At 69.0% G+C, this 25,743-nt stretch carries 31 protein-coding genes; 1 reads left to right on the plus strand and 30 read right to left on the minus strand.

The window, feature by feature from the left end; genetic code table 11:
• The 9 genes from VKA86_14265 to rfaE1 form a co-directional block, all read right to left on the minus strand.
• On the minus strand, positions 1-262 hold a 262-nt coding region (locus VKA86_14265), incomplete at its 3' end, for an acyltransferase domain-containing protein (GenBank protein ID HKK72376.1).
• On the minus strand, positions 255-1,364 hold the full coding sequence (gene plsX, locus VKA86_14270; protein HKK72377.1) for a phosphate acyltransferase PlsX: 1,110 nt from the start codon (positions 1,362-1,364) through the stop codon (positions 255-257). The genes plsX and VKA86_14265, both read right to left, overlap by 8 nt.
• An 11-nt stretch (positions 1,365-1,375) precedes the next feature.
• Positions 1,376-1,555, minus strand: coding sequence for a 50S ribosomal protein L32 (gene rpmF, locus VKA86_14275; GenBank protein HKK72378.1), 180 nt, complete (start codon positions 1,553-1,555; stop codon positions 1,376-1,378).
• A gap of 13 nt (positions 1,556-1,568) precedes the next feature.
• A complete protein-coding gene (locus tag VKA86_14280; GenBank protein HKK72379.1) occupies positions 1,569-2,135 on the minus strand; it encodes a DUF177 domain-containing protein in 567 nt (188 codons plus the stop codon).
• Between the two features lie 146 nt (positions 2,136-2,281).
• On the minus strand, positions 2,282-2,680 hold the full coding sequence (locus tag VKA86_14285) for a nucleoside-diphosphate kinase (GenBank protein HKK72380.1): 399 nt from the start codon (positions 2,678-2,680) through the stop codon (positions 2,282-2,284).
• A gap of 103 nt (positions 2,681-2,783) precedes the next feature.
• Positions 2,784-3,683, minus strand: coding sequence for a succinate--CoA ligase subunit alpha (sucD, locus tag VKA86_14290; GenBank protein ID HKK72381.1), 900 nt, complete (start codon positions 3,681-3,683; stop codon positions 2,784-2,786).
• Complete coding sequence (gene sucC / locus VKA86_14295) at positions 3,680-4,819, minus strand: ADP-forming succinate--CoA ligase subunit beta (GenBank protein ID HKK72382.1); 1,140 nt, start codon at positions 4,817-4,819, stop codon at positions 3,680-3,682. Before sucC ends, sucD begins: the two co-directional genes overlap by 4 nt.
• Complete coding sequence (locus VKA86_14300; protein ID HKK72383.1) at positions 4,816-5,337, minus strand: adenylyltransferase/cytidyltransferase family protein; 522 nt, start codon at positions 5,335-5,337, stop codon at positions 4,816-4,818. Before VKA86_14300 ends, sucC begins: the two co-directional genes overlap by 4 nt.
• Positions 5,337-6,329 (minus strand): D-glycero-beta-D-manno-heptose-7-phosphate kinase, encoded by a 993-nt coding sequence (gene rfaE1 / locus VKA86_14305; GenBank protein ID HKK72384.1) that lies wholly within the window; start codon positions 6,327-6,329, stop codon positions 5,337-5,339. Before rfaE1 ends, VKA86_14300 begins: the two co-directional genes overlap by 1 nt.
• 138 nt (positions 6,330-6,467) lie before the next feature.
• Here rfaE1 and VKA86_14310 point away from each other — a divergent pair, with 138 nt between their 5' ends.
• Positions 6,468-6,794, plus strand: a complete 327-nt coding sequence (locus VKA86_14310; protein ID HKK72385.1) for a DUF3467 domain-containing protein — start codon at positions 6,468-6,470, stop codon at positions 6,792-6,794.
• On the opposite strand, the gene VKA86_14315 is transcribed toward VKA86_14310, so the two are convergent.
• The 21 genes from VKA86_14315 to VKA86_14415 form a co-directional block, all read right to left on the minus strand.
• Positions 6,761-7,723 (minus strand): lysophospholipid acyltransferase family protein, encoded by a 963-nt coding sequence (locus VKA86_14315; GenBank protein HKK72386.1) that lies wholly within the window; start codon positions 7,721-7,723, stop codon positions 6,761-6,763. The two genes, VKA86_14310 and VKA86_14315, sit on opposite strands and share 34 nt — an antisense overlap.
• 53 nt (positions 7,724-7,776) lie before the next feature.
• Positions 7,777-8,808 (minus strand): DNA-processing protein DprA, encoded by a 1,032-nt coding sequence (gene dprA, locus VKA86_14320; GenBank protein HKK72387.1) that lies wholly within the window; start codon positions 8,806-8,808, stop codon positions 7,777-7,779.
• Between the two features lie 54 nt (positions 8,809-8,862).
• A complete protein-coding gene (gene obgE, locus VKA86_14325; protein ID HKK72388.1) occupies positions 8,863-9,924 on the minus strand; it encodes a GTPase ObgE in 1,062 nt (353 codons plus the stop codon).
• A gap of 3 nt (positions 9,925-9,927) precedes the next feature.
• On the minus strand, positions 9,928-10,434 hold the full coding sequence (gene leuD, locus VKA86_14330; GenBank protein ID HKK72389.1) for a 3-isopropylmalate dehydratase small subunit: 507 nt from the start codon (positions 10,432-10,434) through the stop codon (positions 9,928-9,930).
• Entirely contained in the window at positions 10,424-11,689 is a 1,266-nt protein-coding gene (locus tag VKA86_14335) for an aconitase/3-isopropylmalate dehydratase large subunit family protein (GenBank protein HKK72390.1), read from the minus strand. Before VKA86_14335 ends, leuD begins: the two co-directional genes overlap by 11 nt.
• A gap of 21 nt (positions 11,690-11,710) precedes the next feature.
• Entirely contained in the window at positions 11,711-12,898 is a 1,188-nt protein-coding gene (locus VKA86_14340) for a pyridoxal phosphate-dependent aminotransferase (GenBank protein ID HKK72391.1), read from the minus strand.
• Between the two features lie 2 nt (positions 12,899-12,900).
• Positions 12,901-13,929 (minus strand): phosphate acyltransferase, encoded by a 1,029-nt coding sequence (locus VKA86_14345; GenBank protein ID HKK72392.1) that lies wholly within the window; start codon positions 13,927-13,929, stop codon positions 12,901-12,903.
• Positions 13,926-14,426, minus strand: coding sequence for a pantetheine-phosphate adenylyltransferase (coaD, locus tag VKA86_14350; protein HKK72393.1), 501 nt, complete (start codon positions 14,424-14,426; stop codon positions 13,926-13,928). Before coaD ends, VKA86_14345 begins: the two co-directional genes overlap by 4 nt.
• Positions 14,423-15,019, minus strand: a complete 597-nt coding sequence (locus VKA86_14355) for an RsmD family RNA methyltransferase (protein HKK72394.1) — start codon at positions 15,017-15,019, stop codon at positions 14,423-14,425. Before VKA86_14355 ends, coaD begins: the two co-directional genes overlap by 4 nt.
• Positions 15,019-15,555, minus strand: coding sequence for a shikimate kinase (locus tag VKA86_14360; GenBank protein ID HKK72395.1), 537 nt, complete (start codon positions 15,553-15,555; stop codon positions 15,019-15,021). Before VKA86_14360 ends, VKA86_14355 begins: the two co-directional genes overlap by 1 nt.
• Positions 15,545-16,735, minus strand: a complete 1,191-nt coding sequence (gene aroC, locus VKA86_14365) for a chorismate synthase (protein HKK72396.1) — start codon at positions 16,733-16,735, stop codon at positions 15,545-15,547. The genes VKA86_14360 and aroC overlap by 11 nt, the downstream gene beginning before the upstream one ends.
• A 144-nt stretch (positions 16,736-16,879) precedes the next feature.
• The gene (locus VKA86_14370; protein ID HKK72397.1) at positions 16,880-18,745 is read right to left on the minus strand and encodes a secretin N-terminal domain-containing protein; all 1,866 of its coding nucleotides are present in this window, start codon (positions 18,743-18,745) and stop codon (positions 16,880-16,882) included.
• Entirely contained in the window at positions 18,742-19,227 is a 486-nt protein-coding gene (locus VKA86_14375) for a hypothetical protein (protein ID HKK72398.1), read from the minus strand. Before VKA86_14375 ends, VKA86_14370 begins: the two co-directional genes overlap by 4 nt.
• Before the next feature lies 1 nt (position 19,228).
• Positions 19,229-19,942 (minus strand): type 4a pilus biogenesis protein PilO, encoded by a 714-nt coding sequence (gene pilO, locus VKA86_14380; protein ID HKK72399.1) that lies wholly within the window; start codon positions 19,940-19,942, stop codon positions 19,229-19,231.
• Between the two features lie 21 nt (positions 19,943-19,963).
• Positions 19,964-20,545, minus strand: coding sequence for a PilN domain-containing protein (locus VKA86_14385; protein ID HKK72400.1), 582 nt, complete (start codon positions 20,543-20,545; stop codon positions 19,964-19,966).
• Positions 20,542-21,612 (minus strand): type IV pilus assembly protein PilM, encoded by a 1,071-nt coding sequence (gene pilM / locus VKA86_14390; GenBank protein ID HKK72401.1) that lies wholly within the window; start codon positions 21,610-21,612, stop codon positions 20,542-20,544. Before pilM ends, VKA86_14385 begins: the two co-directional genes overlap by 4 nt.
• A 326-nt stretch (positions 21,613-21,938) precedes the next feature.
• The gene (locus tag VKA86_14395; GenBank protein HKK72402.1) at positions 21,939-22,727 is read right to left on the minus strand and encodes a prepilin peptidase; all 789 of its coding nucleotides are present in this window, start codon (positions 22,725-22,727) and stop codon (positions 21,939-21,941) included.
• Entirely contained in the window at positions 22,720-23,463 is a 744-nt protein-coding gene (locus VKA86_14400; GenBank protein ID HKK72403.1) for a hypothetical protein, read from the minus strand. The genes VKA86_14395 and VKA86_14400 overlap by 8 nt, the downstream gene beginning before the upstream one ends.
• Complete coding sequence (locus VKA86_14405) at positions 23,460-24,224, minus strand: ABC transporter permease (protein ID HKK72404.1); 765 nt, start codon at positions 24,222-24,224, stop codon at positions 23,460-23,462. The genes VKA86_14400 and VKA86_14405 overlap by 4 nt, the downstream gene beginning before the upstream one ends.
• The gene (locus VKA86_14410; protein HKK72405.1) at positions 24,221-25,264 is read right to left on the minus strand and encodes an ABC transporter ATP-binding protein; all 1,044 of its coding nucleotides are present in this window, start codon (positions 25,262-25,264) and stop codon (positions 24,221-24,223) included. The genes VKA86_14405 and VKA86_14410 overlap by 4 nt, the downstream gene beginning before the upstream one ends.
• A gap of 166 nt (positions 25,265-25,430) precedes the next feature.
• Positions 25,431-25,743: hypothetical protein (locus VKA86_14415; GenBank protein HKK72406.1), on the minus strand; the 313-nt coding region annotated here is incomplete at its 5' end.

Genomic DNA, 25,743 nt, shown 5'->3' on the forward strand with positions numbered 1-25,743 from the left:
AGTCCGGGACGAAGCCGAGGCGCTCGCGCAGCACGGTCGCCACCGCCACGCTGTGCAGCAGGATCGCCGGCTGCGCGTTGCGCGTCTCGGTGAGCTCCTCCATCGGGCCCTCGAAGCAGAGCTTCGGCAGGTCGAACCCGAGCACCTCGGTCGCGGCGTCGAAGACGGCCTTCGCCTCCGGGAAGGCGTCGACCAGGTCCCTGCCCATGCCGACCTTCTGGCTGGCCTGGCCCGGGAACAGGAATGCCACGTGATCAGCCATCGCCGCGCCCTCCCTTCGATTGCTTCTGCGTCTCGGCGTGCGCTTCCACCGGATCGCTTCCGCTCTCCGCCGCGGCCGCGTCCAGTTCGCGCTGCTCGCGTTCGATCTCGTCCTGGATCCGCTGGGCGATCCGATCGCGCACGCCACGGTCGGCCACGCGGACGGCGTTCGTGATCGCCTGGGCCGAGCTGCGCCCGTGCGCGATGATCACGACTCCCCGGCAGCCGAGCAGCGGCGCGCCTCCGTACTCGGCGTAGTCGAAGCTGCGCGCGAAGTCCTTCATGGCCGGCTTGAGCAGTCCTGCCCCGAGCGTGGCGCGGACGTTGCCTCGGATGTGGTCGCGGAAGCTGTCGAGCAGGAATCCCCCGAAGCTCTCGAGGATCTTCAACACGACGTTGCCCACGAATCCGTCGCAGACCACGACCGAGGCCCGCCCGTCGAACAGGTGCTTTCCTTCGATGTTCCCGACGAATCGGGGGTCATGGGCATCGAGGAGGGCGTAGGCCGCCTGGGTGAGTTCGTCGCCCTTGCCCGGCTCCTCGCCGATGTTCAGCAGACCGACCGTCGCCTCGGACAGGTTCAGGACGTGCTCGGCGTAGATCTTCCCCATGCCCGCGAACTGCAGCAGGTGCTTGGGCTTGCAGTCGACGTTGGCACCCATGTCGATCACCAGACAGACGCCCTTGCGCGTGGGCATGACGGTGGCGATCCCCGGGCGGGCGACCCCGGGAAGGCGTCCGATCACGAGCGTGGCGGCCGCGGTGACGGCTCCGGTGCTGCCGGCCGAGACGAAGGCGTCGGCCTGTCCCTCGCGCACGAGCTGCGCACCGACCACGATCGACGACTCCGTCTTGCGGCGCACGGCCTGGGCCGGCGCCTCGTCCATCGAGATGGTGTCGGGGGCGTGCACGACCCGCACCGGCAGGTCCCGTCCGCCGGCACGGTCGAGTTCGCGCTCGATCGCATCCTCGGGTCCTACGCAGATGATCTCGCTGCCGCCGAGCTGACGAGCAGCGGCGACGGCACCGGGCACGACGACGGAAGGGCCGTGATCGCCCCCGCTCGCGTCGACCGCGATCCTCGGATGTGAGCTCTCGGGCACGCTTTCGGGTCTTACTCGTTGGCCTCGACGAACCGTCGGTCGCCGTAGTGCCCGCACTCGCCGCAGACGCGATGCGGCACCTTCGCCGCGCCGCAGTTGCTGCAACGATCGAGGTTCGGGCGCTGCAGCTTGTAGTGCGTGCGGCGCTTGCGCTTGCGAGCCTTCGAGGTCTTCCGCTTCGGTACGGCCATCGCCGCCTCCCGTTCAGTCGTTACCGGACCCGTCGTCGGGCCCGTCGCCCTCGCGCAGACGGCGAAGGGCTTCCCAGCGAGGATCGATGGCATCGTCCTCGTCGTCGATCTCGTCGCCGATCACCGGCGGTTCTTCGTCTTCGTGGTCGGGATGCACCACGCGCTGGGGCTCGTCCAGCACCACCGCCTCGAGCAGGGCCTCGGTCAGGTCCACCACTCCGCCCGGCTGCGCGATCACCCAGTTGTCGTCCTCGTCGAAGTTCGCCTCGGGCCCGCGCTGTGGGGTCCGGTAGATCACGACCTCGACCTCGACCGGATAGTCCATGTCGAAGGGTTCACCGCTGCGATCGCACGTCATCGTACGCCGGGCCGTGAACTCCCCGTGCACGAGGACCTTCTGGTCCAGCGTGTCGACGTCGAGTTCGCCCAGGACGCGCGCCTCGAAACCCTCGACCCGATGTCCCTGCAGCACCTGGTCCTCGCGGACCAACCGATGGTCCAGAGGAAGCGTGCTGCGTCCGGGAGGAAGGCGGTCGAGGTGGATCTGGACGCGCTCGTCCGGTCGTTCGTGCGCGTTCACCTCGTCGTCCCTTCCGCGGGTCGTACCCGCTGCTCCTCCGGAGGACGGTACCAGCGTGGGGAGGCCCGTCGGACCTCCCCACCGGAACCAGAGAAATCTAGCAATCCGGCCCGGGCTGTCAATGGCCCGGGCGGTCGTTCGTCCCTCTAGCCGAAGACGATGCCCAGCTCGCGCTCGGCGTTCTCCGGCGAATCCGACGCGTGCACGGCATTCTTCCCGATGTTCGTGCCGAACCGGAAGCGGATCGTGCCCGCGGTCGATTCCTCGGGGTTCGTGGCCCCCACGAGCTCGCGCATGCGGGTCACCGCCTCCTCGCGGCGGCAGTGGACACCGACGACGGTCCCGCTGGTCATGTATTCGACCAGGTCGGCGAAGAACGGGCGTTCCTTGTGCACGTCGTAGAAGGTCTCGGCCATGTCGCGGCTCATGTCGAAGCTCTTGATCCGGACGATGTCGAAGCCGTTGTCGGCGACCATCGACAGGATCTCGCTCAGGTTGCCCGCCGCGAAGGCCTCGGGCTTGATCATCATGTAGGTGTCCTGCATGCCGGTCTCCTCCGTCGGCCGGCATGCGCCGGCACGGTTACGGTGTCTGGAATGGGAACGCGGGGGCGCGACGGACACCCGCCCCCGCCGGATTCGGAACGGATCAGCCGTTCTTCTGCAGCGCTTCCTTCGCCGGGGCGTAGGCATCGGCCAGCAGCGGAACCAGGTCGCTCGGCTTGGCGGCCACGGCCACGCCCGCCTCGCGGAAGGCGGCCTCCTTGCTCTCGGCCGTACCCTTGCCGCCGCTCACGATGGCGCCGGCGTGGCCCATCCGCTTGCCCGGAGGCGCGGTGCGACCGGCGATGAAGCTCACCACCGGGATGTTCACGTTCTGCTGGATGTACTCGGCGGCCTTCTCCTCGTCGTCGCCACCGATCTCACCGATCAGGATCGCCGCCTCGGTGTCGGTGTCGGCCTCGAAGGCCTCGAGGCAGTCGATGAAGTTCGTGCCGACGATCGGATCGCCGCCGATGCCGATACAGGTGCTCTGACCCAGCCCACTGCGCGTGAGCTGGTCGATGACCTCGTAGGTGAGCGTGCCGCTGCGGCTGACCACGCCCACCTTGCCCTCGCGGCAGATGTGACCCGGCAGGATACCGACCTTCGACTTGCCCGGGCTGATCAGGCCGGGGCAGTTCGGGCCGATCAGACGCGCGCCACGCTCCTTGACGAAGGTGTAGGCGGCCATCATGTCGTTCACCGGAAGGCCCTCGGTGATGCATACGACGAGCTCGATCCCGGAGTCGACGGCCTCGTAGATCGCGTCGACGGCGAAGGCCGGCGGCACGAAGATGCAGCTGACGTTCGCGCCGGTCTCCTCGACCGCGTCGCCGACGGTGTTGAACACGGGAACGCCCACATGCTCCTGGCCACCCTTGCCCGGCGTCACGCCACCGACCAGGTTGCCTCCGTACTCCTTCATCTGCCCGGCGTGGAATCCGCCGTCGCGGCCAGTGATCCCCTGGACGATGATCCTGCTGCTCTTGTCGGTGAAGACGCTCACTGCGCACCTCCGGCGAGTTCCAGGGCCTTCTGCACGGCCTCGTCCATGGTCACGGCGGGGTGCAGCTCGCTGCCCTCGAGCATCTTGCGACCCTCTTCCTCGTTCGTTCCGGTCAGGCGCACCACGATCGGCACGCTCACGTCCATCATCTCGTTGGCCTTCAGCAGCCCGGCCGCGACGTCGTCGCAGCGGGTGATCCCGCCGAAGATGTTGAACAGGATCGCCTTCACGCTCTCGTCGCGAAGGATGATCTTCATGGCGGTGACGACCTTCTCGGGATTGCTGCTGCCGCCGATGTCGAGGAAGTTCGCCGGGCTACCGCCGAAGTGCTGGACCAGGTCCATGGTGGCCATGGCCAACCCCGCTCCGTTGACGATGCAACCCACGTTGCCGTCGAGCTTCACGAAGCTCAGCCCGGCCTCCTTGGCCTCGATCTCACTGGGATCCTCTGCGCTCAGATCGCGCATCGCGGCGATCCGCTCGTGCCGGAAGAGCGCGTTGTCGTCGATGTTCAGCTTGGCGTCGACCGACCACACCTCGCCGTCGGTGGTCTTCACCAGCGGGTTGATCTCGACGAGGCTCGCATCGGTGGCCATGAAGACCTCGTAGAGCGTCATCAGGGCCTTGCTCATGCCCTTCACCACGGCGGGATCGTCCGTGGTCGCGAAGGCGAGCTGGCGCACCTGGTAGGGCTTCACGCCGTAGCGCGGATCGACGGCCAGGGTGTGGATCTTCTCGGGCGTCTCGGCGGCGACCGCCTCGATGTCCACGCCCCCCGCTGCGCTCACGATGAACATGGGACGCTTGCTCGCGCGGTCCATGATCAGGCCGACGTAGTACTCCTCGGCGATGTCCACGGCGCGGGTCACGAGCACCGTCTCCACCGTGAGTCCTTTGATGTCCATGCCGAGGATGGCCGCAGCCTTCTCCCTGGCCTCGGCCGGATCCTTCGCCAGCTTGACGCCGCCGGCCTTGCCGCGGCCACCGACGTGGACCTGCGCCTTGACCACGACCTGCCCGCCGATGCGGGCGGCGATGGCCTCGGCCTCGTCCGGTGTGCTGGCCACGTCGCCCTCGGGCACGGCCAGGCCACGCTCGACGAAGAGTTCCTTGGCCTGATATTCGTGAACCTTCAACGGTCTTCCTTTCCCTTCGGAGCCGTGATGCGCGTACGGATGCGCTCGATGAGGTCGGTCGTGCTGACGCCCTCGACCATGGGCAGACGGATCACCCGGCCACCCCAGGACGTGACCTCGTCGTGACCGACGATCTCCGTCTCGGAATACTGCCCGCCCTTGGCGACCACATCGGGACGGACCGTCAGAATGGTGGGCAAGACGCTCGACGCGGCGAAAATAGTGACCGCGTCGACCCCCCGCAAACCGCGCACGAGCGTGGCGCGCACGGTTTGGTCGAGGATCGGACGCGACGGGCCCTTCAGTGCGCGGGTGCTCACGTCGTCGTTGATCGCCACGAGCAACACGTCGCCCCACCGGGCCGCCTCGACGATCGACAGCACATGCCCGTCGTGCAGCAGATCGTAGACACCGTTGGTCATGACGATGCTCCGGCCGGCCGCTCGCTCGGCCTCGGCCCAGGACGACAGCTCGTCGGGTGGGACCAGGCGGGCCAGGCCGTCGCCCTCCGGCCGCATCAGTTCCGGTCCTCGTCGAGGCTCCGCCGGAGGTCGTCGAGTCCCACGGCCGCGGTGCCCAGGCGTCGGACGGCCAGACCCGCGGCGCGATTCGCCCAGCGAGCCGCCTCCACCGCGGGTGCCCCGGCCCCGAGGAGCGCGGCGAAGGTCGCGATGACCGTGTCCCCGGCCCCCGTCACGTCGAACACCCGCGTGGCTTCGGTGGGAAGGTGGGTGACCGTGTCGTCGCCGTCGATGAGGGTCATGCCCTGTTCGCCGCGGGTGAGCAGGACCATGTCGGTCTCGAACCGATCGCGGAGACGACGACCGGCCCGCTCGGCCGAGGCGTCGCCGACCACCTCCTCGTGCACCGCGGCGCCGGCCTCCCGCGCGTTCGGCGTGATGCAACTCGCCCCGCGGTACAGACCGAAGTCGGCCTGCTTGGGGTCCACCACCACCGGGACGCCGTCGGCCTTCCACCGGCGGGCGCGGTCCATGACCTCGGGCACGACCACACCCTTGTCGTAGTCCGACACGACGACCACGTCGAAGTCCCCGCGCGTGGCGATGGTCTCCAGCAGGGCCGTCACGTCGCCGGCGGTCAGCGGCGATCGCGTCTCGCGGTCGATCCGCACGATCTGCTGCCCGCCACCGAGGATCCGGGTCTTCACCGTGGTCGGGCGATCGGCGGCCCGGTACAGCGCGCCGGAGTCGATCCCCGCCGCGCCGAGCAACGTCAGCAGGTGATCGGCCGCCTCGCCCGGCCCGATCACACCGGCCAGGGTGACCTGGGCGCCCAGCGCGGCCACGTTCGAGGCCACGTTCGCCGCTCCACCGAGCCGGGCGTCCTCGCCGTGTACCGACACCACCGGCACCGGCGCCTCCGGCGAGATCCGATCCACCCGCCCCAGGACGAAACGATCGAGCATGACGTCGCCGAGCACGAGCACGCGCAGCGACGACAGACGCGTGAGTGCCGGCCCGGGATCGGGGTGCGGAGGAGAAGCGCTCAAGACGGTGGACTCCGGTCGACGGAACGGATCGGTGGGAGCGGGCGGCGAGCTTAGGTTCGCCGCACGGAGGTGTCAATCGAGGCCCCGCGTGCTAGGTTGCAGCCCTCGCGCGCGCATCCCCGATTCCCGGAGGTCGACGTGGCCCAGCCGCAGAACCCCCAGCAGATCCAGATCGACATCGACCCCAAGGACGCCGACGGCATCTACGCCAACGTGGCCTTCCTGCACCAGAGCGCGGCGGAGTTCATCGTGGACTTCGCGCGGATCATGCCAGGGGCCCCGCGAGCGAAGGTGCACAGTCGCATCATCCTCACGCCCCGCGCGGCCAAGGCAGTCCTGCGCCTGCTCGAGGACAACGTCAAGCGCTACGAGTCGCAGCACGGCGAGATCGACACCGCGCCGGTGAACCAACCGATCGGCTTCCAGCCCGCTCAGCCGTCCCAGCCCGGCCAGGGCGAGGGATGATCGCGCCGGTACTCCTCCAGGAAGGGCACCGGATCGGGCGGCGTGCTCTTGAACCGCCGGTGCACCCAGAAGTAGTGCTCGGGGTGGCGCAGGATCCACGCCGTCATCATGTCGGTGTAGGCCTGCGTCAGCCGGAAGACCTCTTCGTCCTGGTCGCGTGAAGGATCGGGTTCGATCGGGTCGAGGATCACACCCACGTGGTCACCGTCGAGCTCCCGACGCACGTAGGCGGGGATGATCGGGACTCCCGCCCGATACGCGAAATAGGCCGGACCCTTGAAGGTCGACGCGGGCCGCCCCAGGAACTCCACCCACACACCGTGTCGACGGGCGTCCTGATCGGGAAGGATCCCCACGAGGTGACCGTTGCGCAGCGCGCGCAACACACCCTTGGCCACGGCCGGCCCCTCGGTGACGATCTCGATCCCCGCCTTCCGTCGGATGTCGTCCTGCATGTCCGCCACCAGCGGGTTCTTCTGCCGCTTCACGAAGAAGGTCGTCGGGTATCCGCGCGCCACGAAGGACGCCCCGAACAGTTCCCAGCTGCCGAAGTGTGCGGTGACGAGCATCGCTCCCTGCCCGCGCGCCCGCACACGGTCGATCGCCTCGAGATTCTCGAAGCGCACACAGCGGATCAACGCCTCGTGGTCCATGCCGGGCAGACTGACGAACTCGAGCAGCGAACTCCCGAGCTGGCCGTAGCTTCGCCGGGCGAGCGCGACGATCTCGTCCTCGGGCATCTTCGGCAACGCGCGACGAAGGTTGTCGCGCGTCACCTCACGGCGGATCTTCAGGCCGTCGTGCACGAGACGGCCGAGCACCGCGCCGAGGCGGACGAAGAACCGCCGCGGCAGACTGCGTCCCATGAGGAACACGAGACCCAGGCCGGCGAACTCCAGGCGGTGTTTGATGGTGGGGCGCTGGGCCAAGGTGACTCCGTCCTCCGGATCGCGCGCGACGACAGGCGCACCGGCCGGGCACGTTAGGTCCGCCCGGCCGCAGGCGGCAAGCCCGAAGCTCCGGCGACCCAGCGATCGGCCCCCACCCGCTGCACCTGTCCGAGCATCTCGGCCTCGCCCAGAGCGGCCGCCACGGCGGCCACCGACAGGCCCGTGCGCCGAGCGATCTCGGCGGCCGACTCGGGCGCATCGCCCAGCCCCAGTGGGCCGGGAGCGCACGCGTCGCCGATCAGTCCCAGGGTGTCGAGCACGTCGCGGGCATGACGCACCGGGGTCGAGCCGTCGTGCAGCGCGGCCAGGGTCCCCTGCGCGTGCGGACAGTCGACCGGACCCGGGACCACCATCGCATGCGCACCGACCTGTGCGGCGAAGTCCAGTGTACTCAACGCCCCGCTCCGGGCGGCCGCTTCGACGACGACCAGGGCCTCGACCAGACCGGCGATGATCCGGTTGCGGGCGACGAAGTCGTGTTTGCGAGGACGACTGCCGGGCGGGTTCTCCGAGATCAGCAACCCCCGTTGCAGCAGTCGCCGTCCGAGAGCGGCATTGCTCGGCGGTGTGATCCGATCGAGACCCCCGGCGAGCACCGCGATGCCCTCGCCACCGGCGCCCACACACCCCTCGTGGGCCGCCGCGTCGACTCCCAGGGCCAGCCCGCTCACCACCACGACTTCCGATCGCGCCAGGTCGGCGCCCATACGCCGGGATACGCGCCGGCCGCGCGCCGTGCCCCGGCGTGCCCCGACCACGCCGACCATCGGCGACCGCCCGAGCAGTTCGCACCGCCCGCGCACGAACAGTACGCCGGGCGGATCGTGCAGCCGCTTCAATGCCTCCCGCGGGTACTCCCGATCGAGAGGCGTGATCCAGCGGATGCGGTGCGGCGCCGCCCGGCGCGCCCACTCCTCGATCCGCCGGCGTACGGCGTCGCGGTAGGGACGCACGCGCGCGACCAGTTCGGACGGAACCTCTCCGGTCTCCAGGTGGACTCGCACCCAGCGGGACCGTGAGGGGCGATCGAGGACGAGATGACAGAGCCACAGCGTCGGGTCCATCGACGGGTGCTCCACTCCGGGAGGCGTGGACACGGAGGCGTCATGGAGGCTCGATCAGAAGTCGTCGATGTCATCGGGGAGCTCGGGGTCGGGCGCGGCCGTCGCCTCGGCGGACGGGCCGGGGGCTCGCACGGGGAGGTCGTGCGGTGCGAGCGACAGTTCGTGTTTCAGACGGCCTCGGAGTTCGGCCACGCCCGCGCCCGTCGCCGCACTGATCGGCAGCACGGATTCCCCGTGCACGTCGGGCAGGGCCTCGTCGGGCGGCCACAGGTCGACCTTGTTGAGGCACACCACACGCCGTGCCCGGCCGAGGTGCTCGGCGTGACGCTCCACCTCGCGACGCAGGACCCGATAGCGCTCGGCCGGCTCGTCGGTGACGTCGAGGAGATAGACCAGCACCCGGGTCCGCTCCACGTGTCGCAGGAAGGCGTGGCCCAGGCCCTTGCCGGCGCTGGCGCCCTCGATCAGTCCGGGGATGTCGGCCATGGTGCAGCTCTGGTAGTCGCCCAGGTCGACGATCCCGAGATTCGGGGTGAGGGTCGTGAAGGGGTAGTCGCCGATCTTCGGCTTCGCCGAGGTCATGCTTCCCAGCAGCGTGCTCTTGCCCGCGTTCGGAAATCCGACCAGCCCCACGTCGGCCAGCAGCTTCAGTTCCAGCCGGAGCCGGCGCTCGGCGCCGGACCGTCCGGTGTCGGACTGCCGGGGGGCCTGGTTGGTCGCACTGCGGAAGCGCGTGTTGCCGCGACCGCCCTGTCCGCCGGAAGCGGCCACGAAGCGCTGACCGGGCTCGATCAGATCGGCGAGCGTCTCCCCGCTGTCCTCGTCGAACACCAGCGTGCCGGCGGGCACGCGGATCTCCACGTCCCGTCCGCGGGCTCCCGTCTTGTCCGCCCCCTGCCCCTGCTTTCCCCGTTCGGCCTGGTACGAACGGCGGTAGCGCAGGTCCATGAGCGTGGACATGTGGGGATCGGCGACGAGGACCACGTCGCCCCCGTCCCCTCCGTCACCGCCGTCGGGCCCACCCCGCGGAACGTAGGGCTCGCGCCGGAAGCTGACGCAGCCCGGTCCGCCGTGTCCCCCGCGGACCTCGATGACGACCTGGTCGACGAAGCGCATGGTTCAGCTCTCGGACGAGAGGCGTCCGTGTTTCTGGACGTAGGCCAACAACCCGCCCTCGGCGAGGATCGGACGGATCGCCGGCGGCACGGGGCGGACGCGGAGTTTCGCCGGGCGCGTGAGGTTCGTGACCTCACCGGTGACCGGGTTCACCTGCAGCTCGTCGCCGTCGCGTGTCGCCCCCGGATCTCCCACGGCCACGGGAAGTCCGATGTTGATCGCGTTCCGATAGAAGATGCGTGCGAAGCCCTGCGCCAGCACCAATCGGACACCGAGCCTCTTCAAGGCACGCGGAGCGTCTTCGCGGCTGCTCCCGTGACCGAAGCCCTCGCCGGCCCAGAGGATGTCTCCGCTCTGCAGACGTTCGCCGAAACCCGGGATGATCGTCGACAGGCACTCCCGGCGCAACTGCTCCGGGTCGGGCTCCCCGAAGGCCTTGTACGGCAGGATCTGACTGGTCTCGACATCGTCGGGCAGCAGCCAGACGCGCCCCTTCAGTTCATGCGCCACGGACGAGCTCCCGGGGATCGGTGATGACTCCACGAATCGCGGTGGCCGCGGCCGTGGCCGGACTCGAGAGATAGATCCGGGCACTGGGATCGCCCATGCGTCCGGCGAAGTTCCGGCTCTGCGTCGCCACACAGACCTGGCCCGGACCCAGGACTCCCTGGTGGATCCCGACACAGGGACCGCAACCCGGGGGCAGCACGACCCCACCGGCTGCCACCAGCGTATCGAGTGTTCCCGAGGCGCGAAGCTGTTCGTTCACACGACGGCTGGCCGGCGCGATCAGCAGCGTGGTGCGCGGATCGACGTGATGTCCGTCGAGCACGGCCGCAGCGGCCTCGAAGTCCGCGACGCGTCCGTTCGTGCAGCTGCCGATCACGACCTGGTCGACGTGCTCGGTCGGCGCGTCGCCGACCGCGACCACGTCGTCGTGGCGGCCGGGTCGAGCCACCGTCGGTTCCTGACGCGACAGGTCCAGCTTGAGATGACGGTCGTAGTCCGCGTCGTCGTCCGCGCGGAGTTCACGATGATCCTCCACGCGCGCGTGGTCCTCGAGGAAGGTACGCACGGTGTCGTCGGTCTGGACCAGGCCGCACTTGGCGCCGACCTCGGTCGCCAGGTTCGCGAGCACGAACCGGTCGTCCATGCCGAGCGACTGCAGGCCCGTGCCCTGGAACTCCAGGCTCGCGTAATCGGCTCCGGACGCACCCAGATGACCGATCAACCGCAGCATGAGATCCTTCGTCGATACGCCCGGCGCGAGACGTCCGATCAGTTCGATCGACACGGTCGGCGGTACGACCAGCCACGCTTCCCCGAGGGCCAGGGCGACCGCGACGTCGGTACTTCCCATGCCGAGTGCGAGTGCTCCCAGAGCGCCCGCCGTACAGGTGTGGCTGTCGGCGCCGACGATGATCTCGCCCGGGCGTGCCCACTGCTCGGCCAGCACCTGGTGGCTGATTCCCTCGCCGAGGGCGGTCGTGGTCAGACCGAGCTCCTCCGCGCGCGCGCGCAGCATGGCGTGGTGCTCGGCGACCGCCGCGGTCGGTGGCGGCACACCGTGGTCGAAGTACAGAACGGTGCGGTCGGCCATCTCGGGCGCGGACCGTTCCAGGACGTCGAAGCGTTCGATCACCCGCGAGGCCGCCGCGTCCTGCAGCAGGATCCGGTCGACGGGGACGACCACGACGTCGCCCGCCGTCGTCCGGCGCCCGCGCTTCTCGGAAACGATCTTCTCGACCAGGGTCAGCCCCGCCACGAACGACTTCCTCGCGTCGGATCAGGAGAAGGCGACCCGGAGGCGCTCGAAGGCTCCGTCCAGGTCCGCATCGGAGGCCGCGAACGACAGGCGCGCGTGGTGGTCGTTGCCGAAGGCCGTGCCCGGCACCACCACCACCTTGTGCTCGTCGAGCAAGCGCGCGCAGAGCGCGTCGACGTCGGCGGCGTAGCCGGTGTCGCCCAGCAGTGCACTGACGTCCATGAACGAGTAGAAGGTGCCCTCGGGCTCCATGGCCGACAACCCGGGTGTCCCCGCGATCTGCTCGGTGACGCGATCACGACGCCGGTGGAAGACCTCGACCATCGGCGCCACCAGGTCGCGCCGTGTCAACGCGGTCAGCGCCGCCTGTTGGGCGACGGCGTTCACGTTGCTCGTCACGTGCCCCTGCAGGGCGCCCATCGCCTTCGACCAGTCGAGCGGGGCGAGTGAGAAGCCCACGCGCCACCCCGTCATGGCGAAGGCCTTCGAGAATCCGGTGATCACACAGATCCGATCGACGAGGTCAGGGCGAACGTGCAACGGACTGACGTGACCTCCGTCGACGAACACGATCTCCTCGTAGATCTCGTCGCTGATCAGCAACGTATCGGTCTCGGCGACGGCCGCGAGGATCGACGCGAAGTCCTCGGACCGGTAGGCGGCACCGGTCGGATTGCCGGGGCTGTTCACGATCAACACCCGCAGACCCTCGTGGAGAGCGGCCTCCAACGCATCGGGGTCGGGACGGAAGCGCAGCGAAGCCGGGCATTCGATCATGACGGGCTCGCATCCGAGCGCCCGCGCCACCTCGGCGTAGGTCACCCAGTAGGGCGCGAGTACGCCCACGCGGTCGCCCGGATCGGTGCACGTCGACAGGGCATTGAACAATGCCTGCTTCGCGCCGTTCGTCACCACCACCTGCTCGGGTGCGAATTCCACCCCCAGGCGGCCGGAGTACTGCGCGGCCAGAGCTGCCCGCAGCGGGGGGACGCCGGGCGCAGCGGTGTAACCGAAGTGCCCCTCGTCGAGTGCGCGGTGCGCAGCCTCCACCACCGGCGCGGGCGTCGGCAGGTCCGGTTCGCCGGCACTCAGGTTGATGACCGGCTCCCCGGCCGCCGCCAGGGCCTTGGCCCGGGCCGAGAGCTCGAGGGTCGCGCTCGGCCGGATCGCACCGGCCCGAGCACTGCAGCGCCGCGGTCGGATCTCCATGCTCACCTCGTTCCCAGGGCGGCGATCGCCACCGTGTCGACGATGACCTCGGCGTCGCACCCACGGCTCAAGTCGAAGACCGGCTTCGCCAACCCCTGAACCAGCGGCCCCACCGCGTGGAACCGGCCCAATCGCTCGGCCAGCTTGTACCCGATGTTGCCGGCCTCGAGATCGGGGAACAACAGGACGTCGGCGTGTCCGGCGACACCGCTGTCGGGAGCCTTTCGCTCGCCCACGCTCGGTACGATCGCCGCGTCGAGCTGCATCTCGCCGTCGGCCTCGATCCCGCGCTCGCGCAGACGCTCGGCCACGCGGCGCATGCGCTCGGCCGCGGGATGGTCGGCGCTGCCGCGCGTCGAGAACGACAGACACGCCACCGTGGGGTCGCGGTCGAACAGGGCCTGCCACGTCGACACCGACGAGGCCCCGATGCTCACGAGCTGGTCCTCGGTGGGTTCGGGCACGACGGCGGCGTCGGCGAACATCAGCGGACGGTCGATCGGATGTCCGTCGGGAGGCAGCATCAGGAAGGCGCCGCTGACGACCTCGATCCCCTCGGCCAGACCGACGTTCCACAGTGCCGCGCGGATCACGTCGCCGGTCGCGTTCACCGCTCCGGCCACCATGGCCTGGGCGAGATCGAGTCCGACCAGCGCCGCCCCGAAGTGCAGAGGGTCGACCGCGATCTCCGCGGCCTTCTCCGGGGTCATGCCCTTGTGGCGCCGCCGCTCGAGCAGGTGCTCGGCCACCCTCTCGCGGCGGGAGTCCTCCTTCGGGTCGACGACCTCCAACGCCCCGGGCTCGGCGCCGGCCGCGCTGACCTTCTCGCGCACACGGGCGGGATCCCCGAGGAGCAGCGGGCGCACGATGCCCAGCTCGCGCAGCGCCAGCGCCGCGGCGATCGTCCGGTCGTCCTCGCTCTCGGGCAGCACCACCCGTGCACCCCGCTCGGCGGCGCGCCGGCGCAGGTCGGCCAGGGTTCCACGATCCCCGGCCAGGCGTTGGATCAATTCGACTGCATCGTCACTCATCGGATCTCCCCGTCGAAGGACTGCAGGGCCTCGTGCACGACCGGCGGCACCAGTTCCGACACGTCACCCCCGTGCCGATGGATCTCCTTGATCAGCGAACTCGACAGGCTCAGCACCTGCTCGCTCGGCATCAGGAACAGCACGTCGAAGGAAGCCAACAAACGACGGTTCATGAGCGCCATGGTGTACTCGTACTCGAAGTCCTGGAACAGACGCACACCGCGCACGACGACGTCCACGCCCAGGCGCTCGAACTCGTGGATGAGCATGCCGGTGAAGGGAACCACCCGCGCGTGCGGGATCGAGGTCACGGCGCGCTCCAACAGGTCGATGCGTTGCTCGAGCGAGAACATCGTGCTCTTCGTGGTGCTCTCGGCAACCGCCACGACCACCTCGTCGAACAGTTTCGAGGCGCGCTCGAGGACGTCGAGGTGGCCGTTGTGCAGGGGATCGAAGGTGCCCGGATACAGAGCGCGCTTCGGCTGGTGATCGGTCATGCGGGGCGCTCCTGTGTTCGGCCGGGACGTGGGCGCGGGAAGCGCGCCTCGACGATCGTGAACGCGCTCCGGCCGTGCCGCCGCGTGCGGACCCGCAGGGCCTCGTCGTCCAGGTCGATCTCGGCGGCGGCCGGGTGTTCGAGGGCGAAGGTGTCGAGGAGGCCCGATTGTACCCAGCCCGCCGCGCGCGGCAAGAGGCGAGGGACGACCTCGACGTCGTAGGGTGGATCGGTCAGGACCACCTCCGCGTCGGCGGGGCGTCCGGCGTCGACACCCTCGAGCCATTCCCAGGCGTCGAGGCGGAGCACCCGGTAGCTCGCCGGGTCGGCCCCCAGTGTCTCCAGATTGCGCTCGATCGCACCCAGGGCGGGTCGCTGCCGTTCCACGAAGGTCACGTGCCGCGCTCCGCGGCTCAGGCTCTCGATGCCCAGGGCCCCCGAGCCGGCGAAGAGGTCCACCACCGCGCGGCCGCGGACGGCGTCGCCCAGGGCGGAGAACATCGCCTCACGCAATCGCGACGCGCTGGGTCGCGTCTCCAGTCCGCTGGGGGCGACCAGCCGGCGCCCCCGCCACGTACCCGCGATCACCCGCATCACGACGGCACCACGATGCCTTCCCGCAGCGCCCCTTCGATCCGTCGCGACACACGTGCCGGGGCATCGCGGTCGGTGGCGAAGCGGAAGTCCGCGCACGCGGCGTACAGCGGACGCCGTCGCGTGTGCAGGGCGCGCAGTCCGTCCCACCCCAGACGATCGACCAGGGGGCGCGGGACACGGGCACGAGACACCTCGAGCCGACGCCGGATGGTCTCGAAGCGGGCGTCGAGCCAGACGACGGTGGTCGCCGCGTGCAGGAGCCGACGATTCTCGCCGCGCTCGACGATGCCCCCGCCGGTCGACAGGACCGAGGGCGGGCCCTCGAGGTGGTCCACGAGGACCTCGTGTTCCAGCTCGCGGAATCGGGCCTCGCCGTCGTCGTCGAAGATCCGTGCGATCGACCGACCGTCGCGCGCGACGATCGCCTCGTCGAGATCCACACAGGCCATGCCCAGACGCATGGCCAGGGCCGGCCCGACCGAACTCTTCCCCGAGGCCATGAAGCCGACGAGAGCGACGCGATCACTCGCCATGGCGGGTCCGGGACCAGCGCTCCCGGTACGAGGTCCGCCGCTCCTCGAGGCTCGCGCGCAGCGCCCCAACCGTGTCGGCAGCGAAGGTCCGCAGCAGGGCGTCGGCCAGGGTGAGCATGACGACGGCCTCGCCGATGACGCCCGCCGCCGGCACGGCACACACGTCGCTCCGCTCGAAAGCGGCCTTCTTCACCGCGCCGGTCTCCATGTCGACCGACGCCAGCGCGCGCTTCAGCGTCGAGATCGGCTTCATCGCGCCCCGGCAGAGCAGCGGCTCGCCGGTGGTCATGCCGCCCTCCAGACCTCCCGCGCGATTGGAGGATCGGCCGGGGAGTTCGTCGCCGCGCGGGACGATCTCGTCGTGGACGTCGCTGCCGCGACGCGTGGCATTCTCGAAGGCCGGACCGATCTCACAGCCCTTGACGGCGGGGACGGACATCAACGCGAAGGCGAGCTGGGCGTCCAGCTTGCGGTCGGGAGCCATGGACGTGCCCAGGCCGACCGGCATGCCGGTGACCACGACCTCGAACACGCCGCCGAGGGTGTCGCCGGCGCCGCCCGCGGCGTCGATCGCCGCGCGCATCTCGTCGTAGGAGCCGACGCAGCGCAGGTCGTTGGTCTCGGCGCGGTCGCGGATCTGCTCGGGGCTCAGATCGCCGGTCGAGGCTTCGACGTCTCCGATCGAGACCACGTGGCTGAAGGCCTCGATGCCGAGCTCCGACAGCAGCGCCCGGGCGAGTTCCCCGGCCGCGACGCGCGCGGCCGTCTCGCGCGCACTCGCGCGCTCGAGCACGTCGCGCGCGTCGTCGTGCTCGTACTTCAACATGCCGACCAGGTCCGCGTGGCCCGGCCGCGGACGTGTCACCCGCCGTTGACGCTCCGACGGGGGATCCCCGAAGGCGGCGAGCACGTGGGCCCAGTTCTCGTGATCGCGGTTCGGGACGACGAGCGTGATCGGTGCGCCCGTGGTGCGGCCGAAGCGCACCCCGCTGCGGACCTCGACCGCGTCGTTCTCGATCTTCATGCGGTTGCCGCGGCCGTAGCCGACCTGGCGTCGCCGCATGCCCGCGGCGATGCGCTCGGCGTCGAGCTCGACCCCCGCCGGCAGGCCGTCGACGATGGCCGTGATCTGCGGTCCGTGGGACTCGCCCGCGGTGAGCAGGCGCAGGTGGTGCAACATGACTCGCGTTCGCCGTCTGCGGGAGGTGGAGTGCGCGCAGAGTAGGGCACGCGGGCAGCGGGGGCAAGCGGACGCGACGCCCGGAACGCACGACGCCGGACCCCGACGGGGCCCGGCGCCACGCGATCCCGGCGATTCCGGCGACTACCGCATGATCTCGGCCTTGTTCTTCTCGATCAGCGCCTCGGTGTCGTCCTTCAGCTGCTGCGCCCGCGGATCGACACGGTCACCGTCGGCGTCGACGATGGTCGGCGTCAGGAAGACCACCAGTTCGCGCTGCGACGTGGTCGTGCTCTCGGTGCGGAACAGGCCGCCGAGCAGCGGCAGGTCCTTGAGCACCGGCACGCCCGCGACGAAGTCGTTGCTGACGTTACGGATCAGCCCACCGATGACCGCCGTCTCACGGTTGCCCACGAGCACGCGCGTGTCGGCCTCGCTGGTGTTGATGATCACGCCACCCTGCACCGTGGCCTGGCTCGACAGATCGCTGACCTCGGGATGGATGTCCAGGGTGATCTGGCGGTCGCTGTTGATGTGCGGGGTCACGATCAGGCGGATCCCGATGGTCTCGAGACGGGTGACCGGATTGCCGGCCACGTCCTGGGTGATCAGGGGGATCTTCTGCCCCACGAGGATCGAGGCCTCGCGGTTGTCGGTCGTGGTGATCCGCGGGTTGCTGATGATGTTGGCCAGGTTGCGGCGCTCCAGACCCTGCAGGGTCAACTGGAGGTGCGCCCAGTCCTGCACCGTCCCCACGCGCAACGTCCCGGCGGCCTCGGCGATGCCGCGATCGACGGTGGCGTCGCCCACCACGCTCAACTCGCTCGGGGCGATGTTCTCGGCCCCCCACTTCACGCCCAGCTCGCGGCCGGTGCTCGAATCGAGGTCGACCATCAGCGCGTCGATGTGCACCTGCGGCGTCCGCGTGTCGAGTTCACGGGTGAGACGGGTGAGTTCCTCGACGGTCGCCGCCACGTCGGTCACGACCAGGGAGTTCGTCCGATCGTCCACCTCGACCGCACCGCGGTTCGAGAGCATGCGCTCGACCGACGCGCTGACCTCTTCGGCGTTGGCGTAGTCGATCCGCACGATGCGCGTGACCAGGGGCTCGAGCTCCTTGCTCCGCTGTGCCGCGGCCTTGTCGGCCAGGGCTTCCTCGCGCAATTGGTCGGCGGTGTCCACGCGCAGGATCCCGTTCTCCTCGACGAAGCCGAAGCCGTTGGCCCGCAGGATCACGGTGAGGGCCTCGCGCCAGGGAACGTCGGTCAGCGCAACCGTGACCGTGCCCTGCACGTCCGGCGCGCTGATGATGTTGCGCCCACTGAAGTCGGCGATCGCCCGCAGGATGGTGCGGATGTCCGCGTTCTGCATGTTGATGCTCATGGTGCGCGCGTACGAGCCGTCCTCGTCGCGACGCTGCGGCTCGGCAATCGTGCCCAGGCCGCCCTGCTGGGTCCAGTGGTCCAGCGACGGTTCGTCGGGCAGACGATCGGGAGCCTGTTCGAACACGACCGGCGGCATCCCGGCGGGACGTTCGGGATCGACGGACGGATCTGCCTGCGTCGTGCGCAGACGCGCCTCCGCGTCGGACGATCGACGTTCTCCCAGAACGAGCGCGAGGCCGTTCGCCGTACGCTCGACCCGGACGGGGGTCTCGTGCACGAGATCGAGCACTACACGCGTGATCGGTCGCGGCTCCACCGCGTACTGACTCGTACGCACACTCTTCAACCACTCGTCGTCGCCGGAAAGTGTGCCGGCACCGTTGCCACGCACCGCGCCCATGACGTCGAGCACGAATCGCGGCGGGTCGTCGACCCGGAAGGCTCGGTGCACGAACTCTCCCTCGGCGGTGATCTCGACCCGGACTCCGTCGTCGGCGACGAGGAGTTCGCAGTCGGTCACCGACGCCGGCGCGGCGACGGCGATGCCGGCGAAGGTCGTCACGGCACAGACCGTGAGCAGGACGGCCACGCTCCCCATGATCCCATGGCCCTTGGACTTGCTCATCGCTGATCCTTCCGGTCTTCGAGTCGGAGGATGATCCTCGAGGTGATTCCGTACAGGTTGATCGACGCCACCAGGCTCTGCTCCTGGACCGCCACCACGCGTCCGTGTTGCACACGGTCGCCGACGCGCAGGATGAAGCCGTTGCCGTGGCCGTCCTCGACCAGGGCGAAGCGATCGGTCGGACCCCACATGACGCCCACGAGCTTCGAGGCGTTCACGTCGACCAGCTCGACCCCCTGCTGCGGCTCGAACTCGCCGGTGACCAGGGCCGAGAACAGATCGCGGCGTCCGTAGGACTGGTAGAAGTACTCGTTGCGACGGATCGAGCGGACCCGGTGCGCCGACTCGTCGGCCGGAGTCGCCGAGCGGCTCTGCTCGACCTGCGTCGCGTCGTCGTCGGACTGGGCGGAGACCGGTCCGGTGCCGATCGCGAGCAGACCCAGGGCCAGAGCGATCGCACCCGCGGTGCAGAAGATCTTCATGCTACTTGCCTCCGACACTGGCTCGGGTCTCGCCGCGGGCCGCTGCGAGTTCGTCCTTGATCGTGGCCGCCGTCGACGTCGTCGACGCCAGTTCCCGGTCGCCCGTCCCGGCGTCGGCCGGCGGTTGCACCGAGGCCGACGGATCCATGCTGTAGGCGACGACCTGCAGCGAAGCCGTCAGAGTGTGCTCCACGTCGGGCTCGGCCTGCTGTCGCGGGTCCACCCCTTCGAGGTCCAGTCCTCGCACGTTGACGATGCGACCGAGGTTCGAGATCGAACTGAGGAAGGTACCGATCTGGTGGTAGCCTCCCTCGAGGGTCACGTCGATCGGGTTCTCGTGGTAGAAACCGTGGGCGAGCGGCGGAGCCGGGGTGAACTGCACCCAGTCGAGTCCGGCCTGCGTTCCTGCCGCCGAGATCTTGCGGAGCAGCCCGCTGATCTCGTTCTCGTCGGGCAGCAGTCGCTGCGCCACCGTCCACTGACGGTGCAGGTACTCGAATTCACGCTCGACCTTCTCCATGTTGCCCACCGTCAGGCGCGCGCGCTCGAGTTCCCTCGACAGCTTCTCGTGCTCGGTCTTCAGCTCGGCGATCTCCACCGACCTGGCCTGGTAGGTGAAGGGAGCGAGGCTCGTGAGGAAGAAGAACACGAGCAGCGATACGCTGAGGATGACCCCGAGCAGCAGCTTCTGAATCCTGGGATCCTGCAGATCCATCGTGGTTGCCTCCCGGCTCGCCTAGAGTCCGCTGCTCGCGACCTCGACGGCCGGTTGACCCACCGACGCCGAGATGACGAAGTCGAGTACGGTGACGTCCTCGATCGAACCGCGTTCGATGCTCACGAGGTCGAGACCGTGGTAGTGGTCGCTGGCCTGGAGATCCCGCAGGAAGTCGGCCACGACGAAGTTGCTGAAGGTGATGCCCTCGATCTCGAACTCCGTCGGACTCACCTCGCGCAGCGCGGTCAGCCAGCAGTTCTCGGGCATGCGCCGCGCGATCTCGCTCATGAGGTGCACCCGGAAGTAGCGGTCCTCGTCGAGCCGGGTGATCACGTCGAGGCGTTGGTCGAGCTGTTCGCGTTCCCGTTGCAGCTGCTTGATCCGCGCGATCTGGGGAGCGAGCTCCTCGCTCTCCTGCTTCGCCTCGGCCACTTCGGCCTCGAGACTGCGGATGCTGCCCTGCTGCACGAAGAACACCACGACACAGATCACGGCTGCGACCGCGATGGCGGCAACGGGGGCGTAGCTGCCCAGGTCGGGCATCTTGAAGTTGATCTGACGGGGGGCATCTTCCCGGGGCAGGAGGTTGATCCGGATCACTGCTTGTCACCCACCTTGCGAAGACCGAGGCCGAGACCGACGGTCAACAGCGGCGAAACCCGCTCGACGTCGGCGTCCTCGAAGATCTCGGGGTCGTACTCGATCGAGCCCAGCGGATCGCTGACGTCGACGTCGATCTCGTGGCGCTCCTTCAGGTAGTCGGCCAGGCCGGGGAAGGAGCCGCCCCCGCCGCTCAGCACCAGGCGGTCGATGGTCTCGGCATCGCCACTTGTCCGCAGGAAGCTCAGGCTGCGTTCGACGCCCGTGGAGATCTCGTCGGCCACGTCGGTGACCGCGTCGAGCAGCGCCTCGGCCGTCAGGTCCTCCTGCGCGGTCGGGTTCGCCACAGCCTGCCGTGCGTCGTCGTCGTTCATGCCGAAGCGCTTCTGGAACTCCTCGACGAGCCGGTTCGTGCCCACCGTGAGGTCGCGCGTGAAGTAGGGGACGCCGTTCTGGACGATGGCCACGTTCGTGGTCTCGCTGCCGACGTTCAGGAGGCCGACCACCTCTTCGCTCGGTCCGCCCGTGATCTCTTCGTAGCAGTTCTGCAGCGCGAAGGAGTGGACGTCGACGATCACCGGGTTCAGGTCGGCCTCGCGCAGCAGTTCGGCGTGGCTCTGGATCGTGTCCCTGCGCGCGGCGACCAGCAGGATCTCCATCTGGTCGGCACCGACGTCGTCCTTGACGATCTGGAAGTCCAGCGAGATGTCGTCGATGTCGAAGGGGACGTGCTGCTCGGCCTCCCACAGGATCGCCTCCTGGGCGTCCGCGGCGGCCATCTTGTCCATCAGGATCTTCTTGACGATCACCGACCGGCCGCCGATCGCGCTGACGACCTGGGTCTCGGGCACGCCGGCGCGGCCGATGCACTCGCGCACCGCCTCGACCACCATGTCCCGATCCATGATCTCACCGTCGACGATGGCCTCGGGGACGAGGTCGACCATGGCGAAGTGCGTGACGAGCGGATTCTCGGAAGAATGATCCACACGCAGGCACTTCACGACGCTCGAGCCGATGTCGAGGGCGACCGTCGATTTGCTGCGCTTGCGAAGCATGGGCAACATGGATGCGCCAACCTCCGGGGAGCCCCGGGCCTCGCGGCGTGCGGCCGCGGACCGGGAATCTGGGGTCGCTTCCGACGGCTTCGAAAGCAACGCTCTGCCGCGATGCGCAAAGCACATGCCAACCCCCTCGCTGCACCGGCTGCCCCAAGTCGTTGCTGCGTTTGCAGCTACGCGGAGGCTCGACGGCCGCTCGATGGCCCGGCCGGCAGAACGCAGCGTCCTGCACGGAAGCTTGCAGCTTGCACGGGGAAGGGTCCGACGCACGAAGGAGGGGCGGTCCATCCCGTGGAACGCCCCGCGCTGCGATGCGTGTTCTCGCGAAGGCCTCAGGGCGCCGGACGCAGCAGCCCGCTGTACCAGGTGACGAGATCGTCGCCGACGAAGACCACGATCACCGTGGCCGCCGCCAGGAAGGTGCCGAAGGCGATCTTCGACTCGCCCGTCCGCCGCAACACCACGGATCCCACGAGCGCTCCCAGGAAAGCTCCCAGGAAGATCACGAGCAGCACTTCGACGGCACCGAGGAAGGCACCGACCGCGGCCATGAGCTTGATGTCGCCCCCACCCATGGCGTCGATGCCACGCAGCTTCTGCCAGAGCACGCCGATCAGCAGCAGCAGCCCGCCTCCGACGACGGCACCGGTCACGGCCGGCAGGATCCCCGGCCCGGTGAACGGCGCCAGGACCAGCCCCAGGACCAGGAAGCCCAGGCTGATCGGGTCGGGGATGATCATGTGCTCCCAGTCGATGAAGGCAACGGCGAGCATGGCGGCGAGGAGAGCGAAGAGCGCAAGAGCTTCGAAGCTCGGGCCGAAGCGCGCCATGCAGCCGACGGCCAGGAGCGCACCCAGCGCCTCCACCACCGGATAGCGCCAGTGGATCGCGGCGCTGCATCCCGAGCACCGGCCACGAAGGATCAGCCACGAGACGACCGGGAGGTTCTCCCACGCCCGGAGCCGGTGCCCGCACTGCGGGCAGGCCGATGGCGGTGCCACGATCGACCCGCCGCGCGGGACGCGGTGGATGACCACGTTGAGGAAGCTGCCGGCACACGCGCCGACGAAGGCCACGAGGGCCCAGACGGCGGCGGGAGGGAGTGCGTCGAACTCAGACATCGCCGTCCTTCTGGACGCGACCGTTGATCACGCGTCGCCTGGTGGCCCATTCGGGGACCGGCCCCGTGCCCTCGATCGCCGCGGCGAGTTCCTCCATGTACTCCTCGGCCTTGGCCCGCATGTCGGGATTCGGCGTGGTCTCGGCGACGAAGCGCCACAGGGCGTAGGCCTTCTCGAGGTCGCCCGCACGGCTGCTCACGAAGGCCGCGAAGCGGTGCGCCATCTCCGGGGCCGTCGGCGTGTCGGCGGCTTCGCGGAACCAGCGTGCGGCCTCGCGGTCGTCCAGACGCACCGTGTACTCGAGCAGGCCGCGGTTGAACGGGAACTCCCAGTTGTTCGGCATCCGCTCGCTGCCCTTCGCCAGGAGCGCGTGCGCCTCGTCCATGCGATCCAGGTCGTCGGCCAGGACGAAGGCCCCGAACTTGTAGCCCTCCACGAACCACGGATCCAGATCGACCACACGATGGGTCAGCTCGCGGAAGAAGTCCAGACCGTGGTCCCCCTTGGCCCAGGCCCCGTAGTAGGTCACGGTGCGCAGCCACAGGGCATCGGCCACGACGTTCTCGTAGCCCATCGACACCAGTTTCAGGGCCTCGCTCGTCGGCAGGTAGCTCACGCCGACGTTCGGGTCCTCGGGACGCACCGACCGCGCGCGGTCCGACGCCGCGTCGCCGCCCACGAACGCGGCCGCGGCCACCAGACCGGGCACGACCCACGCCAGCAGCACGCGGCTCACTTGAACTCCCTCCGGCGGAACACGAACTCGGCGGCGATCACCAGGCCGATGCTGTACAGCGCCATGTAGACGACCGCCCACAGGACGTGGCCGGCCTCGATCGGGAAGCCGTGCACGGCCGCCGTGCGGACGTCGAAGAGGTCGAGGTTCGGCAGCACGTTGCGCAGCACGTTCACCGTGTTCGCCATGACCGGGTTCTCGGTCACGTGCGCGAAGTCCAGCAGGTCGGACAGCATGCGCCCCGAGATGAAGATCCCCATCGTGAACAGCGCGGTGAGCAGCGGACCCGTGAAGGAGCTGAAGAAGATCACCACCGCGGTGATCAGGATCATCTCGCAGAGCGTCAGGCCGATGCTCAGCAGGTAGGCCCATTCGAACTGGGTGCCCGTGACGACCAGCGCCAGGGCGAAGAGCACGGTCATCATGGCCATCATGGCCACGATGGTGATCAGAAGACCCAGGTACTTGCCGAGCAGGTACTCCATGCGCGAGACCGGCTTGCTCAGAAGGGTCATGATCGTGCGCTTGTCGACTTCCTTGTGCACGAGGCCGCTGCCGACGAACAGCACGACGAGCACGGCGAAGATCGAGATGCCGGCCAGGCCGATGTCGGCCACGAGCTTCTGCTGGGCGCCCACGCTCAACGGGCTGAGCACGATGGTGCTGGCCATGAGAACGACGCCGAAGGCGCCGACCAGGGCGAAGATGCGGTCGCGCACGGCCTCGCGGAAGGTGTTGCGGGCGATGGCCAGGATCTTCACGAAATCACCTCCTCACGGTCGCCGTGGTTCGATTCCCCCGTCGTGATGTGGTCGAGGATGCGGCGCACGTGCGCGCGGGTCTCGGCGTCGGCATCGCTGCTTCGTGCGCCGGTCCCCGGCGAACCGTTCGTGACCTCTTCCAGGAAGATCCGCTCGAGGTCCATGCGCACCGGGCGCACCTGCAGCAGGTAGCCTCCGACCCGCTGGATCTCCTGGATGATGCCGGCAACGGCGTCGCGATCGGTCACGCGGACGTTCACCACGTCGTGGTTGCGTTCGCAGGTGATCCCCTCGCCCTGGATCGAGGCCTCGGCGCCCTCGGGCAGGGCGCGGCACTGGATCTCCAGACCGCGGCGATCGGCATCCCGATCGTCCAGGTCGACGACGCGTCGCAGCCGGCCCTCGCTGAGGATCACGGCGCGGTCGGCGATCGCCTCGACGTCGCCGAGGATGTGGCTGCTCATCAGAATGGTCTTCCCGCGGGCTTTGAGCTCGGCGACGATCGTCCGGATGTGGTGGCGGCCCATCGGGTCGAGCCCGCCCATCGGCTCGTCGAGGACGAGCAGATCCGGGTCGTTGACCAGGGCCTGGGCCAGGCCGATGCGCTGCAGCATGCCCTTGGAGTAGGTGCGCATGCGCTGGTCGGCGTCGTCCTGCATCGAGACCAGGTCGAGCACCTCGCCGATCCGGCTCTTCGCGGTCCGCTTGTCGACCCCGTGGAGGTCGGCGACGAGCTGGAGGAACTCACGGGCGGTGAGGTGGTCGTAGAAATAGGGCTTCTCGGGGACGTAGCCGATGCGGGCGAGGGCTTCCTTGTGGCCCGGCGGGTGGCCGAAGAGCAAGATCTCGCCGGCGTCGATGCGGATGAGGCCGAGAAGGGCCTTGATCGACGTGGTCTTGCCCGCACCGTTGTGGCCGAGGTAGGCAAGGGTTTCCCCTGCGTGGACCTCGAAGGACACTTGGTGCAGGACCTGGTGTTTCTTGCGGGTGAAGTCGGAGGTGAAGGACTTGTCGACGTCCTGGAAGCTCAACAGACTCATCGGGTTCTCCTGCGAGCGCCACGTCTGGGTTCCGGCCTTCGTTCGCCGACGGGCGAACCGGGCGGAGGAAGTTGGTGCAGAAACAATGCCACCGACCGGGACGACGAACCGCGCGACCCGAAGGCCACGCGGTTTCCACCTCCTGACGGAGGAGATGTCCGAAGATCTACTGACCGCTGGCCAGAGTGATGATGATCCCGTCGTTGGCCGGGCCGACGGTGTCGTCCTTGCCGAAGCCCGTGATGCTGTAGCCGACGTTGACACCGTTGTCCGCGATGGGATCGTAGCCCACATCACCCGCGGAGCCGGCCACGCCGTCCACCGGCTGATCCTCGCCACCGTCGAACGGGTTCTTCAGAGTGGCCGCGGCGCCCGGAAGACTTGCAGCGAAGTCCGCGACGGTACCAGCGTACACGCCACCCTCCTGCACCGCGTAATCCTCCGCGGAAAGCTGGACGGTGTGCGCGTTGCTCTTGACG

This window comes from Candidatus Krumholzibacteriia bacterium (assembly GCA_035268685.1).
Taxonomy (GTDB): Bacteria; Krumholzibacteriota; Krumholzibacteriia; order JAJRXK01; family JAJRXK01; genus JAJRXK01.

Coding starts and splice junctions, on each gene's coding strand:
- VKA86_14285 (HKK72380.1), bottom strand. CDS start 2,680: ATGCAGGACACCTACATGATGATCAAGCCCGAGGCCTTCGCGGCGGGC.
- VKA86_14345 (HKK72392.1), bottom strand. CDS start 13,929: ATGAGTGACGATGCAGTCGAATTGATCCAACGCCTGGCCGGGGATCGT.
- pilO (HKK72399.1), bottom strand. CDS start 19,942: ATGGATCTGCAGGATCCCAGGATTCAGAAGCTGCTGCTCGGGGTCATC.
- VKA86_14355 (HKK72394.1), bottom strand. CDS start 15,019: ATGCGGGTGATCGCGGGTACGTGGCGGGGGCGCCGGCTGGTCGCCCCC.
- rpmF (HKK72378.1), bottom strand. CDS start 1,555: ATGGCCGTACCGAAGCGGAAGACCTCGAAGGCTCGCAAGCGCAAGCGC.
- VKA86_14340 (HKK72391.1), bottom strand. CDS start 12,898: ATGGAGATCCGACCGCGGCGCTGCAGTGCTCGGGCCGGTGCGATCCGG.
- VKA86_14410 (HKK72405.1), bottom strand. CDS start 25,264: ATGAGTCTGTTGAGCTTCCAGGACGTCGACAAGTCCTTCACCTCCGAC.
- dprA (HKK72387.1), bottom strand. CDS start 8,808: ATGGACCCGACGCTGTGGCTCTGTCATCTCGTCCTCGATCGCCCCTCA.
- coaD (HKK72393.1), bottom strand. CDS start 14,426: ATGACCGATCACCAGCCGAAGCGCGCTCTGTATCCGGGCACCTTCGAT.
- VKA86_14370 (HKK72397.1), bottom strand. CDS start 18,745: ATGAGCAAGTCCAAGGGCCATGGGATCATGGGGAGCGTGGCCGTCCTG.
- VKA86_14395 (HKK72402.1), bottom strand. CDS start 22,727: ATGTCTGAGTTCGACGCACTCCCTCCCGCCGCCGTCTGGGCCCTCGTG.
- VKA86_14360 (HKK72395.1), bottom strand. CDS start 15,555: ATGGCGAGTGATCGCGTCGCTCTCGTCGGCTTCATGGCCTCGGGGAAG.
- aroC (HKK72396.1), bottom strand. CDS start 16,735: ATGTTGCACCACCTGCGCCTGCTCACCGCGGGCGAGTCCCACGGACCG.
- obgE (HKK72388.1), bottom strand. CDS start 9,924: ATGCGCTTCGTCGACCAGGTCGTCATCGAGGTCCGCGGGGGACACGGC.
- VKA86_14300 (HKK72383.1), bottom strand. CDS start 5,337: ATGCGGCCGGAGGGCGACGGCCTGGCCCGCCTGGTCCCACCCGACGAG.
- pilM (HKK72401.1), bottom strand. CDS start 21,612: ATGTTGCCCATGCTTCGCAAGCGCAGCAAATCGACGGTCGCCCTCGAC.
- VKA86_14375 (HKK72398.1), bottom strand. CDS start 19,227: ATGAAGATCTTCTGCACCGCGGGTGCGATCGCTCTGGCCCTGGGTCTG.